At 65.4% G+C, this 18,989-nt stretch carries 19 protein-coding genes; 2 read left to right on the top strand and 17 right to left on the bottom strand.

What is annotated here, in order from left to right:
* Positions 1-58: 58 nt before the first annotated feature.
* From A5686_RS24010 to A5686_RS23955, 12 genes are all read right to left on the bottom strand, one after another.
* Complete coding sequence (locus A5686_RS24010; protein ID WP_067939516.1) at positions 59-871, bottom strand: SDR family NAD(P)-dependent oxidoreductase; 813 nt, start codon at positions 869-871, stop codon at positions 59-61.
* On the bottom strand, positions 871-1,929 hold the full coding sequence (locus tag A5686_RS24005; protein ID WP_067939513.1) for an amidohydrolase family protein: 1,059 nt from the start codon (positions 1,927-1,929) through the stop codon (positions 871-873). Before A5686_RS24005 ends, A5686_RS24010 begins: the two co-directional genes overlap by 1 nt.
* 4 nt (positions 1,930-1,933) lie before the next feature.
* Positions 1,934-2,350 carry a Rieske 2Fe-2S domain-containing protein gene (locus A5686_RS24000; RefSeq protein WP_156750218.1) on the bottom strand — a complete coding sequence of 139 codons (417 nt, stop codon included), beginning with the start codon at positions 2,348-2,350 and terminating at the stop codon, positions 1,934-1,936.
* A complete protein-coding gene (locus tag A5686_RS23995; protein ID WP_067939668.1) occupies positions 2,347-3,405 on the bottom strand; it encodes an amidohydrolase family protein in 1,059 nt (352 codons plus the stop codon). The genes A5686_RS24000 and A5686_RS23995 overlap by 4 nt, the downstream gene beginning before the upstream one ends.
* Before the next feature lie 293 nt (positions 3,406-3,698).
* The gene (locus tag A5686_RS23990; protein WP_067939510.1) at positions 3,699-4,730 is read right to left on the bottom strand and encodes a phosphotransferase family protein; all 1,032 of its coding nucleotides are present in this window, start codon (positions 4,728-4,730) and stop codon (positions 3,699-3,701) included.
* A gap of 136 nt (positions 4,731-4,866) precedes the next feature.
* Complete coding sequence (locus A5686_RS23985; RefSeq protein WP_082947785.1) at positions 4,867-5,499, bottom strand: TetR/AcrR family transcriptional regulator; 633 nt, start codon at positions 5,497-5,499, stop codon at positions 4,867-4,869.
* Between the two features lie 64 nt (positions 5,500-5,563).
* Positions 5,564-7,057 (bottom strand): aldehyde dehydrogenase, encoded by a 1,494-nt coding sequence (locus A5686_RS23980; RefSeq protein WP_067939508.1) that lies wholly within the window; start codon positions 7,055-7,057, stop codon positions 5,564-5,566.
* A gap of 18 nt (positions 7,058-7,075) precedes the next feature.
* The gene (locus A5686_RS23975) at positions 7,076-8,155 is read right to left on the bottom strand and encodes a ketopantoate reductase family protein (RefSeq protein WP_197520689.1); all 1,080 of its coding nucleotides are present in this window, start codon (positions 8,153-8,155) and stop codon (positions 7,076-7,078) included.
* Positions 8,156-8,169: 14 nt separating this feature from the next.
* Positions 8,170-9,939: a thiamine pyrophosphate-binding protein gene (locus A5686_RS23970; RefSeq protein WP_067939503.1), complete on the bottom strand. Its 1,770-nt coding sequence runs from the start codon at positions 9,937-9,939 to the stop codon at positions 8,170-8,172.
* 182 nt (positions 9,940-10,121) lie between these two features.
* Positions 10,122-10,712 (bottom strand): histidine phosphatase family protein, encoded by a 591-nt coding sequence (locus A5686_RS23965; protein ID WP_067939501.1) that lies wholly within the window; start codon positions 10,710-10,712, stop codon positions 10,122-10,124.
* A gap of 22 nt (positions 10,713-10,734) precedes the next feature.
* Positions 10,735-11,640, bottom strand: a complete 906-nt coding sequence (locus A5686_RS23960; protein ID WP_067939498.1) for an SDR family NAD(P)-dependent oxidoreductase — start codon at positions 11,638-11,640, stop codon at positions 10,735-10,737.
* 140 nt (positions 11,641-11,780) lie between these two features.
* Positions 11,781-12,719, bottom strand: coding sequence for an alpha/beta hydrolase (locus tag A5686_RS23955; RefSeq protein WP_082947783.1), 939 nt, complete (start codon positions 12,717-12,719; stop codon positions 11,781-11,783).
* A gap of 133 nt (positions 12,720-12,852) precedes the next feature.
* Here A5686_RS23955 and A5686_RS23950 point away from each other — a divergent pair, with 133 nt between their 5' ends.
* Positions 12,853-13,662 (top strand): acyl-CoA thioesterase domain-containing protein, encoded by an 810-nt coding sequence (locus A5686_RS23950; protein ID WP_067939495.1) that lies wholly within the window; start codon positions 12,853-12,855, stop codon positions 13,660-13,662.
* A 104-nt stretch (positions 13,663-13,766) separates the two neighbouring features.
* Complete coding sequence (locus tag A5686_RS23945) at positions 13,767-14,576, top strand: acyl-CoA thioesterase domain-containing protein (RefSeq protein WP_067939492.1); 810 nt, start codon at positions 13,767-13,769, stop codon at positions 14,574-14,576.
* Between the two features lie 24 nt (positions 14,577-14,600).
* Here A5686_RS23945 and A5686_RS23940 read toward each other — a convergent pair whose 3' ends face one another.
* The 5 genes from A5686_RS23940 to A5686_RS23920 all read right to left on the bottom strand — a co-directional run bounded on the left by A5686_RS23940 (position 14,601) and on the right by A5686_RS23920 (position 18,979).
* The gene (locus A5686_RS23940) at positions 14,601-15,056 is read right to left on the bottom strand and encodes a nuclear transport factor 2 family protein (RefSeq protein ID WP_231986471.1); all 456 of its coding nucleotides are present in this window, start codon (positions 15,054-15,056) and stop codon (positions 14,601-14,603) included.
* 324 nt (positions 15,057-15,380) lie between these two features.
* Positions 15,381-16,190: an enoyl-CoA hydratase-related protein gene (locus A5686_RS23935; RefSeq protein WP_067939487.1), complete on the bottom strand. Its 810-nt coding sequence runs from the start codon at positions 16,188-16,190 to the stop codon at positions 15,381-15,383.
* A 2-nt stretch (positions 16,191-16,192) separates the two neighbouring features.
* Positions 16,193-16,630: a Zn-ribbon domain-containing OB-fold protein gene (locus tag A5686_RS23930; protein ID WP_197520688.1), complete on the bottom strand. Its 438-nt coding sequence runs from the start codon at positions 16,628-16,630 to the stop codon at positions 16,193-16,195.
* Positions 16,623-17,783 (bottom strand): hypothetical protein, encoded by a 1,161-nt coding sequence (locus tag A5686_RS23925; RefSeq protein ID WP_067939484.1) that lies wholly within the window; start codon positions 17,781-17,783, stop codon positions 16,623-16,625. Before A5686_RS23925 ends, A5686_RS23930 begins: the two co-directional genes overlap by 8 nt.
* Complete coding sequence (locus A5686_RS23920; RefSeq protein WP_067939481.1) at positions 17,780-18,979, bottom strand: MaoC family dehydratase N-terminal domain-containing protein; 1,200 nt, start codon at positions 18,977-18,979, stop codon at positions 17,780-17,782. The genes A5686_RS23925 and A5686_RS23920 overlap by 4 nt, the downstream gene beginning before the upstream one ends.
* Positions 18,980-18,989: the final 10 nt, after the last annotated feature.

Genomic DNA, 18,989 nt, shown 5'->3' with positions numbered 1-18,989 from the left:
CGGGCGAAACGCTCGAGTTGCTCAGCCGCATCCCGATGCGATTCCCCGACGAGCCGGCTCACGCATCGGGGCGGGCGGCGAGCTCGAACGGCTGCCAATAGCCGCCGTCGACCGGGATCGTCACCCCGGTGGTGTAACTGGCGGCGTCGCTGACCAGATACAGGACAGCGCCGACGATCTCGTCAGGCTCGCCGCCGCGCCGTTGGGCGATTCCCCTGCAATGCCTGGCGAACGCTTCCATGTCCCAATGTTTGGCTACGTCGGTGAAGAACGCACCCGGCTGCACGGCGTTGACGCGCACAACGGGGCCGTACGCGTGGGCGAACGCAGTAGTGAGATTGTTCAACCCCGCCTTGGCCGCGCCGTACGGCATCGCATCGCCGCGCGGCCACTGCGCGGCGACACTGCTGACGTTCACGATCGCCCCGCCCCCGCTTCGGGACATCCGGTCGGCTACGAGCGCCATCAACCGAAACGGCCCCTTGAGGTTGACCGCAATCACCTTGTCGAACAGATCCTCTGAGACCGAGGCAGCAGACCGGTAGATCGGCGACAGGCCCGCATTGTTCACGAGAATGTCGATTCGACCGAACGCGCTCTCCGTCTCGGCCAGCAGATCGTCGATCTGGTCCCAGTCCCCGACATGGCAGGCCACCGGCAGCGCATTGCGCCCGGTCTCCTCGGTGATCGCCGCGGCGGTCTCGCGACAGCTGTCGATGCGACGGCTGGTGATCACGACGTCGGCGCCGGCCCGCGCCAGCCCGAACGCGATCGCGCGTCCGAGTCCGCGGCTGCCGCCGGTCACTATCGCCACCCGCCCCGCAAGGTCAAAGTTCGGCGAGGTCGCGCGCTCCGAGCCAGCGCCGGCCACTAACTCACCGACAGCCCGGGCCGCGCCGGAAGCTTTGCGGCCCACCGCGCGAAACGGCCTCCGTAGAAGTCCGCGGCGCCACGTAACAATCTCTCGGCGGCGTCGGCGTCCAGACCCGCACTCGCCTCTTCGGGGGTGATGGCGTCCCAGTGCGGAAAACGGCTGCCGTACACCGTCAGTCCGGCCGCCTGCGACGTAAGGCTGGCCGCCGGGAGCGCAGCCCCTTCGGCACGCTGGACACAGAAGCGCACGTGGTCGGCGAGATACTCCGTCGGGTGCTTCTCGATCCACGGCACCTGGTAGCGGACGCCGCGCCAAGGCTTGTCCATTCGCCACATGAACGGGTACACGACGTCGGCGCCGCCGTCGAGAAATACGATCCGCAGTTCCGGGATGCGTTCGAACACACCGCCACCCACGAAGCTCGCTAGGTGGACCATCGCCGCGGTCCACGGCAACAGGGAGTTGTACTCCACGTAGTGCTCGCAATATCCGGCCATAGTCGGGAATTGGTTGATGCCGCAGCCGCCGTCGGCCAAGATCGTCACGGCGAACCCGAGCTCAGCTGCCTTCTGCCACACCGGCAGGTAGCGCCGGCTACCGTATGGTTCGCGGCCCTGTAATGGCACCGCGATTGTCACGAAGTGTCGATCGTCGGCGACCCGATCCAGCTCTGCGACCGCGGCGACGGCGTCCTCAGGGTCGACCCGCACCGCACCGGCCACGCGGTCGCGCAACGCTGGGTGGTCCAGCCACTGGGCGCGCAGCCACTCGTTGGTCGCCCTGCACACCGCCGGCCCGAGGTCTGGCTCGGGAATCAGACCACGTGTCAACGGGACGAGGATCGCCCCGTCTGTCGAGATCGCCGTATCCCACGACTCGGCGAGCAGCTCGGGGCTGGACGTCGCCGGCCGAGAGTCGTCAGCACTAATCGGCGTCCATTCCGGGATGGACGGCGGGTAGAAGTAACGTCCAATCATCGGGATGGGCTGCCCGTCCCAGCGTGCGGGCAAGAACTCGCGGATGTCCTCGGAGGCGCCCGGCCATGGATGGACCACGCAATCAATCGTGGGTCGTATCGACATTCTTTCGCTTCCTGAGACGTCGGATAACCACGTACACCCGGTCGTTCTCGATGATGACCCGGTAAGACTCCACCTTCTTGACGGGCTTGGTGATCGACATTCCCGTCGCGAGCTCGAACTCCCACTTGTGCCACGGGCACTTGAGGATCTCACCCTCACGCACATGCTCGACCTCGTAGCCGCCCTTGGTCACGTTGGTGCCCGTCACAGGGCCCAGGCACACCGGTCCGCCGTTGTGTGGGCACCAGTTGCGCAGTGCGTACACCGTGACTCCGCGCCGGAAAAGGCCGATGCTCCCGTCCGGCCCGTCGACGAGCGTCATGCCGCCGTCTTCGAGATCGGCGAGCGGACCGCAGTCGAAGTGCTCAACCCGGGGCCCGGCTGGCGCGCTCACAGTTTGTACAGCGCGCGGGCGTTGGCGCCGCGGATCGCGTCGTGGTATTCGGCTGGGAATTGGCGCAGCACCCAACGAGGCTCGTCGGCGTCCCAGTGCGGATAGTCGGTCGAAAACAGAATGTTGCGAGTCAGCAGGTGCTCGGCGCCAGCGAAAGCCTCCATGAGCGGAGCGGGTCCCTCGAGCGGCTCTTCGATCGGTTGGGTGGTGAAGAAAGCCTGCTCGGCGACGTACTCCGACGGCGGTTTCGTTACCCACGGAACCTCCGAGCGCAGACCCTCCCAGTTGCGATCCATCCGGCGCATGAGCGCAGGCACCCAGGCAATACCCCCCTCGACGTAGGCGACCCGGAGATCCGGGAAGCGCGCGAAGACGCCGTTGAAGACCATGCTCACGAGGTGGGTGGCGTATAGCAGCGAGTACATCGGCTGCACTTCCACGAAGTGCTGCGGGAATCCAACAGGGGTGCCAAGCGCCATTCCGGCGGGCCGGGTGAGATGCATGACGACCGGAAGCCTCCGCTCGGCCGCCGCCTCGTAGATCGGCATGTATGGCTCGTGGCCGAGCGGCCGCAGCACATTGGGTACCACGAGCACGGAATTGAAGCGGTCGGAGGCGTCGTGTGCGCGCGCGATCTCAGCGACAGCGCGATCCGGGGCGTCAGCGCACACGCGGATCGCGCCGCGATAGCGGTCGCCAAACTCACCGTGCAGCCAGCGCTCCTGGAGCCACCGGTTGGAGCCCTCGGACAACGCCGACTCGTGCACCGGGTTGGCCACAGGTCGAGCGACGAGCGACAAGAGGATCGCGATATCCACACCGATTCCCTCGAGCAACTGCTCGGCAGTCAGATATGGGTCGGACGCCGCCGGGCCACCGGTGTTCGGAATCGCTTCCTTGCGGGTTGAACCGCCAGGGACGTAGTAGCTGTAGGAGGTGCCTGCGCCACGCGTGCTGTAGGCCATGGCCTCGCGGCTGCGCCACGGCTCCGGCACGTAGCTCAGAAATTCATCGAAATCGTGCGGCGTCGGATGAACGTCGCAATCGATGGTCAACGGTCGATTTGGCGCAGTGCCACTCGAATCGGTGCTGTCCTGTGGGCGGACTTCGGTAGGGCCATGCGCGATCGTCGACGTCATCAGGGCATCACCAGCGCAGAACAGAAGCGATTACGGCGGCTCACAATTCTCTCCCGGGTATTGCTTCCGCCCGACCGTTCGGTCGGGTTGGCATCTCTGATGCTATCGCGACGTGTCCGGAAGTCAAACCCGGACAGCGGCACGACCGGTGCCGCCGAAACCCCGCGGTGCACTGTCAAGCACGGGTTTGCGACGCGGTGATGGTCGGCTCAGGTGGAGATCAGCGCGATCCCGTGCCTGATCATCTGCGGAACCGACGGGGCGAGCTCTTCCCAGAACGGGTCGTGGCGTTTGCCGCGCAGGTGCAGCCCGAGGTTGAGTGCAGCAATGATTCCGAACTTATATGCGGCATGCGCGCGGTACCAGTCGATTTCGTCGACGTCATCACCGCATTGGCGCGCGTACTCGGAAACGAGTTCCCGCGGACTGGGCAACGGAGGCAACACGATCGGGGGGCTCCAACATTGGGGTTCGCTAAAAAGGCACAACCACCCGAGATCGGTCAATACCGGTCCGACGGCCGCCAATTCCCAATCGAGGATCGCTGCGATCTGCTCCTCGCGCACGAGTACGTTGGACCACTGATAGTCGCCGTGCACAATGCCGATCCGCGGCGCCCGCGGCATTCGCGCGCGCAACTTCGAACGCAGCTCGGGGATGTCGACGACGAGATGTGGGTCTCCTGCGCGCTCGACGAATCGGTCCCAGCGAACGATATCCGTCTGCAGGTCCAGTGGTTCATCCAACACGGACGCCGTTCGGGCCGGGTCCAGCCGATGCAGCTCCGCCAGGCGGCGGATCGCGTCGCGGCCAACCTTGTGGACGTCGCCCATTTCACGCGTCCCGTCGGGCTCATCGAGCCCGAACGTTCGCCCGTGGATGTGCTCGACGACATGAAACGGCGTGCCGAAATACCTCGTGTCCGAGCCAGACCATCGCACACCAGGGACCGGCACACCGAGCGAGCTCAGGCAGCGCAGCAGGCGCGCCTGGCGCACAACGTCGGCCGGGCCCGCGGCGCGGACCCCTGGCGGCGCAAGCCGCACGATCAGTGCCTCATTGCGGGGAGTCCGCGCCTCCGGCGTCCAATGAAGATCGAATCCCAGAGTAAGGCCGGCGTGCCCACCAACCGGTCGAAGATCGGTCACCCGCGCCGCTCGGTCTCCCGTGCGTGCGCGGCATAGTCGTTGCAGCCCGACCTCCAGCTCCGCCTTGGACAACGACGGCTTCGAAGGCGCCACGGCGGGTCACGCTACCACAATCTCGACCGTCCAGACGGTCGGTATGGTGGCTCAAACGGAAGGGATCAGCCCCACGAAGACGCGCCCGAACCGAAGGTCTTCCTCGCCGAAAGCCGGGCTCTTCTCGGGGCCGGCCTCAGTCGCCCGATACGGCGATCCCGTCAAAGAAGATGGTCGCAAACATCTCGGCGATCTCGCGCGTCGTCATCGCTCCGCCAGGGTGATACCACTGGTACGCCCAATTGCATGCCCCAAACATGGCCAGTGCGATCATCCGGGGGGGCAGGTCGCGTATCTCTCCGTTGGAGATGCCTCGCTCGATCTTGTCCTCGATAGCCGCGTAGTAATCCCGGTTTTTGGCCAGGATGGTATTGCGCTGGCTGCGAGGCAGCTCGTCGAAATTCTCGTAGAAGACGCGGTGGTGCCCGTGGTGGCTATCGAGCAAGCCGAGCGCGTCGGCCATATCCTGTGTCAGCGACTCGCGAACAGTGCGCGCACCGTCATGCCGGGCCTGTTGCTTCTCGAGTAGGACGTCGATGAATTCCTCGTGGATCGCGAACAAGATGTCGCTCTTGCTCTTGAAGTAGTGGTAGAGCGAAGGTTTCCGCAGACCGGCCGCGGCCGCGATCTGGTCGACGTTCGTCGAAAGGTAACCCTTTTTGTAGAAGACCTTGGCGGCCGCCTTGGCGATGTCGCGGCGTTTGCGGTCATACCCTGTCGTATCTGCCCCACCGGACGCGGCGGCCGCGGTCTTACTCCGGGGAGCCATCGGCGCAGGTTAACAGTGCGCGATCGGTGCGGTCAAGCCGACCGAATAGACGGTCGAGAATCGCTTACCCCGCCCCGTATCGCTTTGGCCGCCCGTCGAGGATGACGGTCTTGGTTTCGAGGTACGGGTAGAGCCCCTCGCGACCGCCTTCCCGACCGATGCCCGACTGTTTGAAACCGCCGAAGGCGATCCCGACGTCGGTGCGGAATGCATTGTGTCCTACGGTACCCGACCGAAGCTGCGCGGCCACGGACCGCGCTCTCTCGACGTCATCGGTGAACACCGACGCGTTGAGTCCGTAGATCGTGTCGTTGGCGATCCGCACGGCGTCGCGCTCGTCTGCCGCCGGGATGACGCTGAGCACCGGGCCGAAGATCTCCTCGCGCGCGATCGTCGAGGCGTTGTCGACGTTGCCGAATACCGTCGGCTCGACAAAGTAGCCCCGTACGTGGTCGGCCGGTCGACCGCCACCCGTTGCCAGGGTGGCACCCTCCTCGACCCCGGTGCTCATAAAGCCGAGTACGCGTTCGAGCTGGCGCTCTGAGGCTAACGGTCCCATCTGGGATTGGGCATCAAAGGGATCACCGACCCGCACTTCGGAGAATATTGACGACAGTGCGTCGACCAGTTCGTCGTGGCGGTGACGCGAGACGACGATGCGGGTCAGCGAGGAGCACACCTGGCCCGAAATCGAGCATTCGGCAGACGCGAGTGCCTGGGCGGCGCGCCCAAGATCGATGTCATCGAGGACGACGGCCGCCGACTTGCCGCCCAGTTCGAGCGTGCAGCGTGCGATCCGCTCGCCGCAGATTGAAGCGATTCGTCGCCCGGCCAGCGTCGATCCGGTGAAAGAGATCTTGTCGACACCGGGGTTGCGCACCAAAAGCTCGGACACCTCACGGTCGGCGGTGACGACGTTGAGCACGCCGGGCGGCAGCCCGACGTCTTCAGCAATTTCGGCGAGCACGTAGCCCTCGCCGGGGGCCTCGGGTGACAACTTCAGCACTGCGGTGCAGCCGGCCAGCAGTGCGGGCGCCAGCTTGCTGGACATCAGTCCGAGTGGCGCGTTCCATGGCACGATCGCACCGACGACTCCGACCGGTTCGCGGACGAGCAGTCCGAACTCGCCACCCGCGGTCGGCGCCATCTCCTCCTCAAAAAGAAACGTGTCGGCAAGCGAGGCGTAGAAGTCGAACCGCCAGGCGGCGCCCGCGGCGATTTCGCGGGCGATGCTGTGCAGCACTCCGGCCTCGCGGGGCCACAGGCCGCCGATCTCCTCACTGCGTTCGCGGAGTGCGGCCGCAATCGCGCGCAGGTACCAGGCGCGCTCCTCATGGGTGAAGCGCGGCCACGGCCCGGTGTCGAACGCCTCGCGTGCGGCCGCCACGGCTCGCGCGATGTCGGCCGCCTGCGCCTCGGGCACGGTGAACGCCGGCATCTCGGTGGCGGAGTCGATCACGGTGATTCTCGCGTCGCTGGACGGCACGACCCACTGCCCGTCGATGAAAAGCTTGTCAAGATGGCGCAGGTTGATCGGCGGGCGATCGATCACGCTCATGTCGCCGGCCTCATATCGTCAGCCTCCATTCCTAAGCCGAGCGACCAACGCGGCCAGCGCCTCGATCGCCGAGCTGCCGTCCGCGGACCGATGCTCGGTGCCTTCGATCCGTTTGACGGCCTCGACGAGCGCCGCGCTGACCTTCGTCTCAAGCCCCAACATCTCACCCTTGGCGACGACAACGCCGTTGAGATATTCGATCTCGGTCGGCCGTCCTTTCGCGACATCCTGCGCCATGGACGGAATCACCCGCGCGAAGCTCAGATATTCCGCGCGGACCTTCGCCGCCACGCGCTCATAACTCGCCGGATCGTTGAGCCCCCGTTCGAAGTCGGTCACGCTGGCGCCATACAGATCGGCCTCGATGAGCGTCACACCGAGCGCGCGCGCGACTCGCACCCCCTCGACCCCGAGGGCCACGATGATGCTCAGCATGTCGTCATCGCCGGCAGCGGTCCCGACGTCGGCGCCGGCCAGCGCGCACACGCCGTTGATCATCCCGTTGCGGATGACCTTGGTCCACAACTCGCCATAGATGTTGCCGCTGATCTCGACGTCCACGGCCGGGCGGAGCCGCCGTGCAATGTCCTGCAGGACTTGCCGCTTTTGCTCAGGGGCAGCACTTAAGTCGCCGATCACCATCTTGCCGTCGGTACGCCGCTGGCGCGCCCGCCCCGGCTCCATCAGTTGGCCGTCGAACAGGCAGATCGCGCCGACCGTGCGTTCAGTTCCGATCAGGTCGGCGATCGTATCCTCGTTGAGCCCGTTCTGCGCCGAAACCACTTGTGTCTCGGACCCGATCAACGGCTTGAGAATCCCGATCGTCTCAGCGGTTTGATAGGACTTGACAGCAAGGATCACCACGTGCGGAGCCGGTCCCCTGGCACCGGCCAGCCGATCGAGGGTCACCGCAGGTGCCCTCGCGATCACCGTCTCGTCCGCATACTCCACCGCCAACCCGCGGTCTTGGATCGCGGCAATGTTCTCTTCCCACCCGTCGACGAGCAGCACGTCGCCGTCGCGGGCCAGGCGGCACCCGAGGGTGGCGCCGATGCCGCCGATACCGACGACCCAGGTGCTCGGACCAGCCTCGGACATGACCTGGGCCATGGTTACGACGCAGTGACGCGGGCGCCGTTGTGCCCGGAGTCGGCGGTGACGGCCTGCGCGGCAGCGGTACGGCGCCTCCATACCTCGATACGGGAGCGCAGTCGATAGGGCAGTGCCATTGGGTCGATCGCGGCTGCGATCACGGTCGACGAGTTGCGTTTGAGTGCATCCCGCAACGACGCGTCGAGCTCGGCCACCGAGGTGACGTTCTCGCCGTGCAGCCCGAACGCCGTCGCCACCGCAGCGAAGTCCGGGTTGAACAGAGCGCAGTCGGACTCTCGGCCCCCGAACACGTATTCCTGGTAGATGCGATCGGCGTTGAAGAAGCCGTCATCGAAGACGACCACGATGAGCTTGATCTCGTTGTGGCACAGGCTCGCCAGCTCGCCGAGCTGGAATAGGAGGCCGCCGTCACCCTGCACGACGACCACCTCGCGCTGTGGCGCGGCGAGCTTCGCGCCCATGCCGGCGCAGAGTGCGGACCCGGTCTCTTTGAAGACATCGGACTGCAGCATCCCGGAGCTGGCAAGGACAGGAAAGCTCTCCTCGCTGAGCCAGTTGCCCGTCGCCGAGCCGTCGGTGCAGACGAGGACGTCTGCAGGCAGCGCCGCACGCAGCGCGCTCACGACATCGCCGGGGTGCATGCCACGACCCTCGTCGACGTGCTCGGCACGGTCGGCCGCGATGGCCGCGATGCCGCTGTCCCTGGCCCGCGAGACCCGTGCGGCTCCCCAGTCGTCTCGCGGCAGGGTGTGGCCGGCGAAAGCGCTGACGAGGTGGGCCAGCGACGCGGCGAGATCACCGGCCACTGTGACGGTGGCCGGGTAGTTGACGTGGAAGACGCCGGGCTCGTCGTTGAGGTGCACGAGCGATTGCGGCACCGGCATCGTCCATGACACCGTCGACCACTCCGGGAAGGCCGTGCCGACCGCGACGCATACGTCGGCCTCCGCGAGCACCTCGGGCATCGCCCGAAACGATGCCGTGCCCATCGCCAGCGGATGATCTTCAGCGAAGACGCCGCGCGCCATCTCGTCGGTGACGACCGGCGCGCCGAGCGCCTCCGCAAGCTCCCGCAGCGCTTCCCGGGCGCCCGCGAAGTGAACTCTGTCGCCGGCCCAGATGACCGGTCGCCGCGCCGTTTGCAGCAGAGCCCGCGCCGCGTCCAGATCGGCGATCGCCGGCTGCTGGACGCCATAGGGTGCGTCTGGCAGCTCGAACCCATCGATGCGCGTCACCAGAAAACTCGACGGGAAAAGCAGCTGTACAGGGCCGTGTCGTGGGGTCACCGCCAGGTCGATCGCACGGGCAAGCCCGGGCCCGAGGTCCTCGGGTGCGTCGACTTCGACCACCGCTTTGACTGTCGGCGCGAACAATGCGCGCAGGTCCGCGTCGTGCAGGACGCCACGGCCCAGCAGCTCGGAGGGCACCTGCGGTGTCGCGACAACGAGCGGGATCCCGTCAGCCAGCGCCGACGCAACGCCGGTCAGCATGTTGGTCGCACCCGGACCCGGCACGGCCAGACAAACCCCCGAGCGGCCGGTGACCTTCGCGTAGCCGATCGCGCCGTAAGCGGCGGCCTGCTCGTGGCGAATGAAAATTGCCCGCGGACCGTCAGGGTTCTCGGCCATCTTGCGCAGCAGCGAGAGCGTTTGCGTCCCAGGGAGGTTGAACAGGTACGGGACGTCGCGAGCCGCGAGAGCGGCGGCGAAACCATCGTCTCCCGACAACGGTGCCTCGGGTGGCGATTCGACCGACTGGTCTGTCGACATGTCCCTATTCAAGCCGTCTGCGCACGCGCCCGTCAAGCCGACGCCGGTTCACCGGGATCGACCGGCGAATGGCCTGATTCGCGGACTGACAGGTGGCTACCACACCGCAAGTCGATTACTCCGACAGCGCTTGAGCCAGCCGTGGTGGTGCGCGGTGTGACTTGCAGGACCGCCGATGCGAGTCAGTGCTCTTCGGACCACCACTGCGTCCGGTACAGCAGATCCCAGACGTGCTCGGTCACGTTGACCGACGCAACACTGAGGCCTCCGTCTTCGGATACGAGCAGACGCGTGACACCCGCATAGTCGGGCTGCACGCTGAACAGCTCTTCAGTCTTCATCACGGCGTGCACCATGGCGTTGATCACGCCGCTGTGGGTGAATACCGCCACCGTCTGACCGTGCTCACCCGATGCGATCACGTCGTCGATGGCCCTCTTGACTCGCTCGACGAACCCCTCCACATCCACCTCGCCCGGCAACCGCCGATCCGTGCACGACGCCTGTTCCACCGACGTCCCCTCCGCCATTCCGCAGTTGTGCTCGGCGAACCGATCGTCGATCTCGACAGTCATGCCGAGCTGGTCAGCCACGGGTGCCGCCGTCTGCAGCGCTTGCAGCCGCGGGCTGCTGACGATCCGCGCGAGAGAAAATTTGCTCAGCGCGTCCGGCAACCGTCGCGCCTGCTCGTTGCCGTCATATGAGAGATTGGGTTCCAAGCCGTCGCCGATGCTGCTCTGCGGCTTGGCGTGTCTTATCAGGAGTAATTGCATACCTGCCACCAAAACCAAGACACTAGTGCGCCAGCATGACGGCCGGAAGTGCCTCTGGACCGACCATGCCGACGTTGCGCGAGAACGCCTCCTCGATCAGGTCGAAGGCCCTCGGGAGGTCCCACGACCCGAGGGAGGAGATGCGGCTGACCAGATGCGGTTGGTCGTAGAGGCCGATGTGATAGCCGCCCGACAGCAGCACCTGGCCGTTGCACCAGTCCGACCGCTCGCTGGCTAGGTAGGCAACGGCGGGCGCGACATTCTCGGGCGCCCGCCATCCCAGGTCGTGGTGGCCGGACTGATCGTCGGGTATCGCGTCGGTCATCCGCGTGCTCGCCCAAGGACTGATCGCGTTCGTGGTGACGCCGTAGCGGCGCAATGCGTTGGCGCAGGAATAGGTCAACCCGACGACACCGTACTTGGCCGCCGCATAGTTGGGCTGTGTGGGCGCGCCGTGCATGCCCGAAGCCGAAGTGAAGTTGATGATGCGGTGATGCGCGGCTTCGTCGCGGAGTCCGCGCCAGTAGGCGCTTGCGTGCCGGATCGTGTTGAACGTGCCGGTGAGATGCACGTTGACGACGGCGTCCCAGTCTTCGGGTTCGAGGTTGAAGATCATCTTGTCGCGCAGAATGCCGGCCACGTTGACGAGCACGTCGAGACGGCCGTAGGTGTCAATGGCCTGCTGAATAAGCTCACCCGCCGAATCGTGGTCGCCTACGTCAGACCCGTTCACAACCGCCTGACCACCGGCGGCGACAATCTCATCGACAACCTTGCTCGCTGGCGTGGGGTCGGCACCCTCGCCGTCGACAGCCGCACCGAGGTCGTTAACGACGACGGATGCTCCCTCGCGGCCGGCGAGGCGGGCAATGCCTGCCCCGATTCCGCGACCCGCTCCGGTCACGACGATCACCCGACCCTGCAGCATTCTGCTCACGCTTACGCTCCTTGTGGTTAATCGCTACATCCGCCGTCAGCCCGCGCAAGTGCCGCTGTCCGCCGTGGGCCGAGTACATCCTACTTCTCCCGACCGATCGGTCGGATGGTAGTCCGTGCTGCAGACGGGAATCAAGGAACGGCTACGCCCTCGTCGCCGAGGCACGCGCGCAGCGTGACACCGAGCTCGGCGACCGCCATATCGGCAGTCGGCAGAAAGTTCACCATCGTCAGAAACCCGTGGGGCTGATCGTCGTAATGGCGCCGAATCACTGGGACGCCGGCGTCCTGTAGTCGGTGCGCGTACGCCTCCACCTCGTCGCGGAGCGGGTCGTACGCGGGAATGATCAGGTATGTCGGGGGCAGGCCCGATAGGTCGTCGGCGCGCAGCGGCGATGCGTCAACCTGGTCGCGGTCCATGGCTGACGGCGCATAGAGGTCCCAGTACCACGTCATGTCGTTGCGACCCATCAACGGGTTATCAGCCTGTTCGCGGTAGGAGTCGGTGTCGAAGTCGTGATCGACGACTGGGTAAGCGAGCACCTGCATCGCGATCCGCGGACCGCCGTCGTCGCGAGCGCGACGTGCGCACACAGTGGCCAGGTTGCCGCCGGCGCTGTCTCCGCAGACGACGAGCGGCCCTTCGAGTTCCTGGGCGGCCACCCACCGTAGCGCGGCATGGGCGTCCTGGACAGCACTCGGGAAGGGGTGTTCCGGCGCCAGTCGGTACTCGAGACTTATTACTTTGCAGCGGGATTCGACGGCCAGCTTGCGGGCGAAGGCGTCGAACATGTCGAGCGTACCGACGACCCACCCGCCGCCGTGAAGATAAAGGATCGTTGCGTGAGGGGGGTCAGGGCGGTAGATGCGCGCCGGAAGGTCACCAGCAGGGCCAGGAAGGCAGGCGTCGCGGACCTGCTCGACGTTCGGCCCGGGTCCCAGCATTCTCGGGAGGTTGGCTGCCCGTTCGCGGCGCTGCGCGGGCGTGCAATGCGGCGCCGGCGGCGCGCCCGCGGCAAGGAACATGTTGATCAGCTCCTTCGAACGCGGATGCAGCGGTGTAGGCGGCACGGCGCGATATTACCGCGTTGCCGACTGACCGGTCGGACGTCTGGGACGACGGCTGTGTAGTCTGACCGTCGGCGCGCCGATGAGCCGCCGATAACGTCAATATTCGAGCCGCAGATTCTGCGAGGAAGCATTGATGGATTCAGAGCGCGCGATTTTCACGCAGACTGAAGCTGATCGCTTCGTTCCCATCAAGCATGTCGATATTCGGAGTCGTTGGGCCGACGATCACCTCCAGGGGGGTGCCATCATCGGGCTGGCTGCGCTTGCGCTGGAATCCCGTTTCGGATTGCCCGATTTCGCACCGGCACGTCTGACGGTCGACCTGTTCAAATCGGCTCGGACCATACCGACAACGACCAGGGCCGAGCTGGTGCGCGACGGACGCAGGATACGGAATTCGGTGTGCACCATCGAACAAGACGGCGCCGAGGTCGCGCGTGCGGTGCTGGTCCAGTACCGCCGCAGCGAGCCGCCACTCGGTGACGAGTGGATGGCCGAGCCACCACTCGTGGCGGCCCCGAACGACGACGACGATTCGTTTGTACAGCTATACAGCGCCGACATCGGTTGGACGTCTTCGCTTTCCGATCACCAGAACGCCAGGCGCAAGCGTGTCGCCGTCCGCGGAGTCAGTGTCGTTGCGGGCCAGAAAAATTCACCTTTTGTGCAGGCGGCCGCGGTCGTAGACGCGGCCAGCCTGGTCACGAACTTGGGCACCGCGGGCCTTGGCTACATCAACGGCGACGTCACTCTCGCCCTCGCCCGCCTGCCCCGCGGCGAAAGGATCTCCTTGCAGGCCGACACACATTGGGCAGCGGACGGCATCGCTGTCGGAACGGCGACGCTGTTGGACGATACCGGGCCGTTCGGCTCTGGCCTCGTGACGGCGTTGAGCAACCGAAGCGCTCAGATTGACTTCGCCAGCATGCCAAGCAGCTCGTGATAGCCGGACAACAATGGCCATTGCTGCTGATTCGGGACTACGCTCGCACAGACGATGCGGATGAGAAGACAAGTTTGTAAAACGAGACTCTGCGAGGAGTGTCGATGTATTCAGAGATCGCCCACTTCTGGCAAACGGACACAAATGTTTTCGTGCCAACGGATTACGCGGAAGTACAGAGTCTCTGGGCTGAGGATCATGTCGTCGGTGCCGCCGTTGCCGGGCTCGCGGCTTTCACGCTAGACACCGCTTTCGGCCTGCCCGACTTCACACCGGCACGGTTGACGGTCGATCTATTCAAATCGCCCCGGCGGGCCCCGATGACCACGGCAGTCGATCTGCTACGCAACGGCCGTCGGGTCCGAAACTCGGTGTGCACCATCGAGCAGGAAGGTATCGCGGTCGCTCGAGCCGTGCTCGTGCAGTACCGCCGGGCTGAGGCGCCGGACGGTCATGAGTGGACTCCAAAGGCCGAAAGCCTGGTAGCGCCCAGCCTGGACGGTCTGCCGGTGCAGAACGGATCGGTGCGGCAATTGCAAAGCGCCGAACTCGGGTGGACGTCAGAGATTGCTGACCACCAGAACGCTGCCCGCAAGCGTGTCGTCATCCGAAGCGTTGATATCGTTGCAGGCCAACCGAATACACCTTTTGTGCAAGCGGCTGCAGCCGCCGAAGCGACCAGCCTAGTCACGAATCTAGGCACCGCCGGCGTTGGCTACATCAACGGCGATCTCACTGTCGCGCTCGCCCGCCTGCCGCGCAGCGACTGGATCTGTGTGCACGCCGACACACATTGGGCATCCGACGGCATCTCGGTGGGAACGGCAACACTGTCGGATGCTTGCGGACCCATTGGCTCTGGTTTGGTGACTGCGTTGAGCAATCGGCATGCTCAGATCAATTTCGCGAACTGAGTGGCGAGCGGGGTCACCCACGCATCAGAGTGCCTTGTCGGTTTGTCGACCGACCGGGACGATAGTCCGGCTCTCGATCAGCCAGGCTCCGTTTTCGCCGCGCCGCATCCGGTCCCTGAAACGACCGACTACGCTGAGCGCGGCTCGTCCTTCGGCGTTGCGGACGACAACCTGAAAGTCGGTCTCGGCGGTGGCACGGTCACCGTCGAGATCGATCACCGGATTCGAGCCAATGTGGAGTGAACGCGGTTGGGCGAAAAGATTTCCCGGATCGGTCCAGCGCCCGGGCGCCGTGTCCGAAAAAGCGCCACGGAACAGCTCGCCGATGGCGTCACGACCCTGGTGGGTCTGACCGGCGGTCTGAAACGTGGCGTCCTCGTGGAACAGGGATGTGAGGCGTTCGGCGTCGCCGTCGTCGTTGTATCGCATGTATCTCTCGATGACGTCCCTAATCCTGAGGCGCTCAAGCCATTCCCCCATATCGTCCACGCGTAACTCCTTCGGCTTCTTTGTGATTCGCTACCAAATCAGCGCACGGCACCACGCCCTGTTATCAAGCCAGCGCTCAGCATAAGTGGCGTAATTCGATACCTCCCGGACACGGATGAAGTCCAGTCGCTCGAGCACACCTGTCAATCGAGGCCGCACAATTCGCCCGCGTCGACCCTGATCTCTCGGGGTTGTGCACGGCCACATCGATGAGTTCGAGACCTGGCTGATCGATGATGGCCCTCAGGCCCACCCGACCGACGTTGCCCGTTCCGCAATGCACGACTCGGTAAGTCATACGCTGACCGCACCGGCTTAGCCGAGGTCGATCGGCCCCGCGTCCGCCCACTCGGGCGAGCGCTTCTCGGCGAATGCGCGTGGACCTTCCTTGGCATCCCCGCATTTCAGCACGATCCGCGCGGCGGCCTGGTTGAGTTTCCACGCGTCGGCCTCGTTGGGTGTTTCGAGCGAGCGCAGCATCAGCTCGCGCGACACGAGGACGGCCGTTGGGGACGCCGCGGCGAAGCTCTTGGCCAACCGCAGCGCCTGCTCTCGTACCTGGTCGGGCGCAACGACCTCGTTGACCAGACCCAGGTCATGCGCGCGTTGGGCGCCGATCGGTTCGCCGGACATCACCATCTGCAGCGCCACCGCCCGCGGTATCCGCTTGGCGAGACGGATAACGCCGCCGGCACCGGCATGCAGGCCGACCTTCACCTCGGGCACCGCGAACTTCGCACTCGAGGAAGCGATCGCGCAGTCGGCGGCCAGGACCATCTCCAGACCCCCGCCGAAAGCGGGTCCGTTGACCGCGACCACGACCGGCTTGATGAGTTTGCGGGCAGTGAATCCCGCGAATCCGCCCTTCTCGGTGAAGAATCCGGCCTTGGGGCCGAGCTTGGCGAACGCGCGCAGGTCCATACCCGCGCAGAACACCTTCTCCCCCGCGCCGGTCAGCACGATGGCGCGAACCTCGTGGTCCGCATCGATTTCATCGAGTGCCGCTTCGATTCCCGAAGCGACATCAGGGTCGACGACGTTGCGGACGTCGGGTCGGTTGATCGTGATCACGCCGACCCCGTCCTCGCGCTCGAGGAGGACCTTGGGGCTTTCCGTATCGCTCATGTCTAACTTCCGGTTTCGCTGTCGAATGGTTCGAAGTGCAGGAAGGTCACGTCTTCGGTCGCGTCGAGGAAAGTGCCGCGTACCCGCTGCCCGATGTGGATCCCGTCGGGGGTGACGTTGTTCACTGGGCCCACCAGTTTGACCTCCGGTGCCGCGTCCAGCTCAACCACCGCAACCGAATACGGCAGGTCCGAATCGAACTTCGATCCCGTCGCGTGGTGCTGAGTCGTGAACGAGTAGATGGTTCCAGTCGGGTCGACCTCGGTCCACGAGAGCGCGAAACTCGCGCAGTTGCTGCACATTTGGCGCGGATACCACAGCCACGTCTGGCAGTCGTCGCATCTTTGCACCAGAACCTGATGGCGCTTGAGGCCCGCCCAATGCTCCTGGTCGGTTCCCGTCGGTCGCGGCAGCGGTTTTTTGTACTCGATGTCACTCAACGAAGCTTCCCTCCAACAGGACGACGGCGTTGTCGCCGAAGTCACCGCTACCGGTGACCAGCCCCCTCTTGGCGCCCTTCACCTGTGCCTCGCCCGCGGTCCCGCGCAGCTGCTTCACGGCTTCGGTGATGTGGTTGATACCCCACAGATGCGCCTGCGAGAGCAGACCTCCGTGGGTATTGACCGGCAACGAACCGCCCACTTGTGTGCTGCCCGCCATCACGAATTCTGCCGCCTCACCCGGATCGCACAGTCCCAACAGCTCCAACTGCCACAGCACGTTGAACGTGAACGCGTCGTATAACTCGGCGAAGTCGACATCGCTCGGCTTCCAGCCGGCCTGCGCGAAGGCGCGTTGGGCCGCCTCGGCCATGCCGGTGTGCAAGAAGCGCCGGCGGGTGGTCGGCTGGTCGGCCTGGCCGGGGTGCCCCTCGGCCACGCCCCGGATGGCGACGGCGTTGCGGTCGCCGGGCTCGGCCGCGGCAACGATGTAGGCCGCACCCCCGTCGGTTTCGCGACTGCAGTCGTAGAGCCGGAACGGTGCGCTGATCATCCGCGAGGACTGGTGGTCTTCGATGCTGATCTCTTTGGCGCCCACTGCTTTACCGTTCATCAGCGCGTGGCGACTCTGGGTTACCGCCACGTGCGCCATCGGTTCGGTCGACTTCCAGCCGTTCTCGTACATGTACCGCTGCGCCCACAGCGCGTAGTACTGAGCCGGCACCAGCAGGCCGTGCACGCCCTCGTAGTTGCGACGCATGCTCGGGGCCTCGCCGAACATCAGCGTTGGCCCCCTGCGACCGAGCCGCGCACCGGAGCGCCCGTTGAACCCATAACACACCAGGATCCGGGAGGCCAATCCGTTTTCGATGGCCGTCTTGGCGTGCAGAAGGGCGGCAGCCGGGCCCGCGCCGCCGAGCATGACCGCCGCGTGGTAGCGCAGGTTCTCGATGCCGAGATTGGTGGTCAAGTCCTCGGTGGTGGCGCCGACGACCGTCGGAATGATGATGCCGTCGATATCGTGGGCGTTGATCTTGGCGTCGGCCAGCGCCGCCTTCGTCGCCTCGAGGCTCAGCCGAAGGTCCGAAACGCCTGACTCTTTGGTGAACTCGGTCTCACCGATGCCGACGATCGCCGCCTGCACCTCGGTCACTTGCTCGTGAGGTTGCGCGGCACCGGCGTCACCACGGGGCCGTCCACCTTCGACGGCAGTAACACGGTGGCCGTGGCGGTCGCGTTGGTCTCGCCACGCTGATTGTCGGCGTGCATGTCGATCGAAATCAGGTGGTAGCCGTCGACGACGTCCTTGCCGGTGACGGTGCCGTGCCAGGTCGTCGTGTCACCAATCAGATTGGGACGCTTCACCGATGCGGAAAGCGTGTGCAGAAAGCCCTCGTCACCCATCCAGTCGGTCAGCATGTGGACACCCCACGAGATGCGCTGCGGGCCAATGTCATACGCGCCACCCATGCCGACGTCCTCGCCGGTCTTCTTCTCCAGGTGACCGCGCCCGGCGGAATCCTTGGCGCCCGTCTTCTCCGAGACGTGGTAATCCTGGTGACGCGTGCGATAGCGCACGGCGTCTCCGTGCGCGCCGCCATACGGCGCTGCGCCCGACCAGCCCGCGTACCAGGCGATCATGTCGGTGGAGGTCAGCGGACCCTTGACGGTCGGCCGCAACACCTCGCCGACCTCGACATCCTCGGCGTAGAGCGTGTCGGCGCCACGTGGCATTTCGTCGATCAGGGCGCGCTCGATCGCTGCCAACTCCTCGCTCGTGTATTCGTAAGCTTCGCGCGCCTTGTACTTCTGCTTGCCATCCTTCTTCAGCGCGGCACCGCGTGGCGTGCGGGCGCACTTGCCGAACGCCTCGCCGACCATGAAACCGTCGGGCTTGCGCAGGTAGCGGATGTGGCCGGTCTGGATCAACCAGCGGCTGGCGAACTCGCCGCCCTTGACCTCCTGCTTGACGAACGTGGCGGGGGCGTCGTAGACATCGCCGCGCCGCACCACGTCGTACCACACCCAGTCGGTGCCGACGTAGAGCCACTGCACGCCGGCGAGGCGCGGCGCCACGGTGGTGCCGTCGACGGAATACAGGATGGTCGGTGGGGCCAGCATCGTGCCCCACCGCGTGGACTTGCCGTATTCGGGGTCGCGCCAAAGCGGGTTGCGGTCACCGAGGCCCTGAGCGAAATGCTTGATCGCGTCGACGTTCACCTCGGTGACCCAGCCGCCCATCCGGTCGCGTCGCAGCGTGGTCCCGAGCAGCTCAGCTGCGTGAGCGATCGTCTCGTCGGTGATCTCGCCCCACGGCAAGTCAGTCCTTTTTTCCGCCACCTCGGTCATTTGTTTCCTC

It is taken from the genome of Mycobacterium sp. E2479 (assembly GCF_001667925.1).
In the GTDB taxonomy this organism is placed as follows: Bacteria; Actinomycetota; Actinomycetes; order Mycobacteriales; family Mycobacteriaceae; genus Mycobacterium.
Note: the sequence above shows the minus strand (reverse complement) of the source record. Positions and strands in the feature narration are given on the sequence as shown.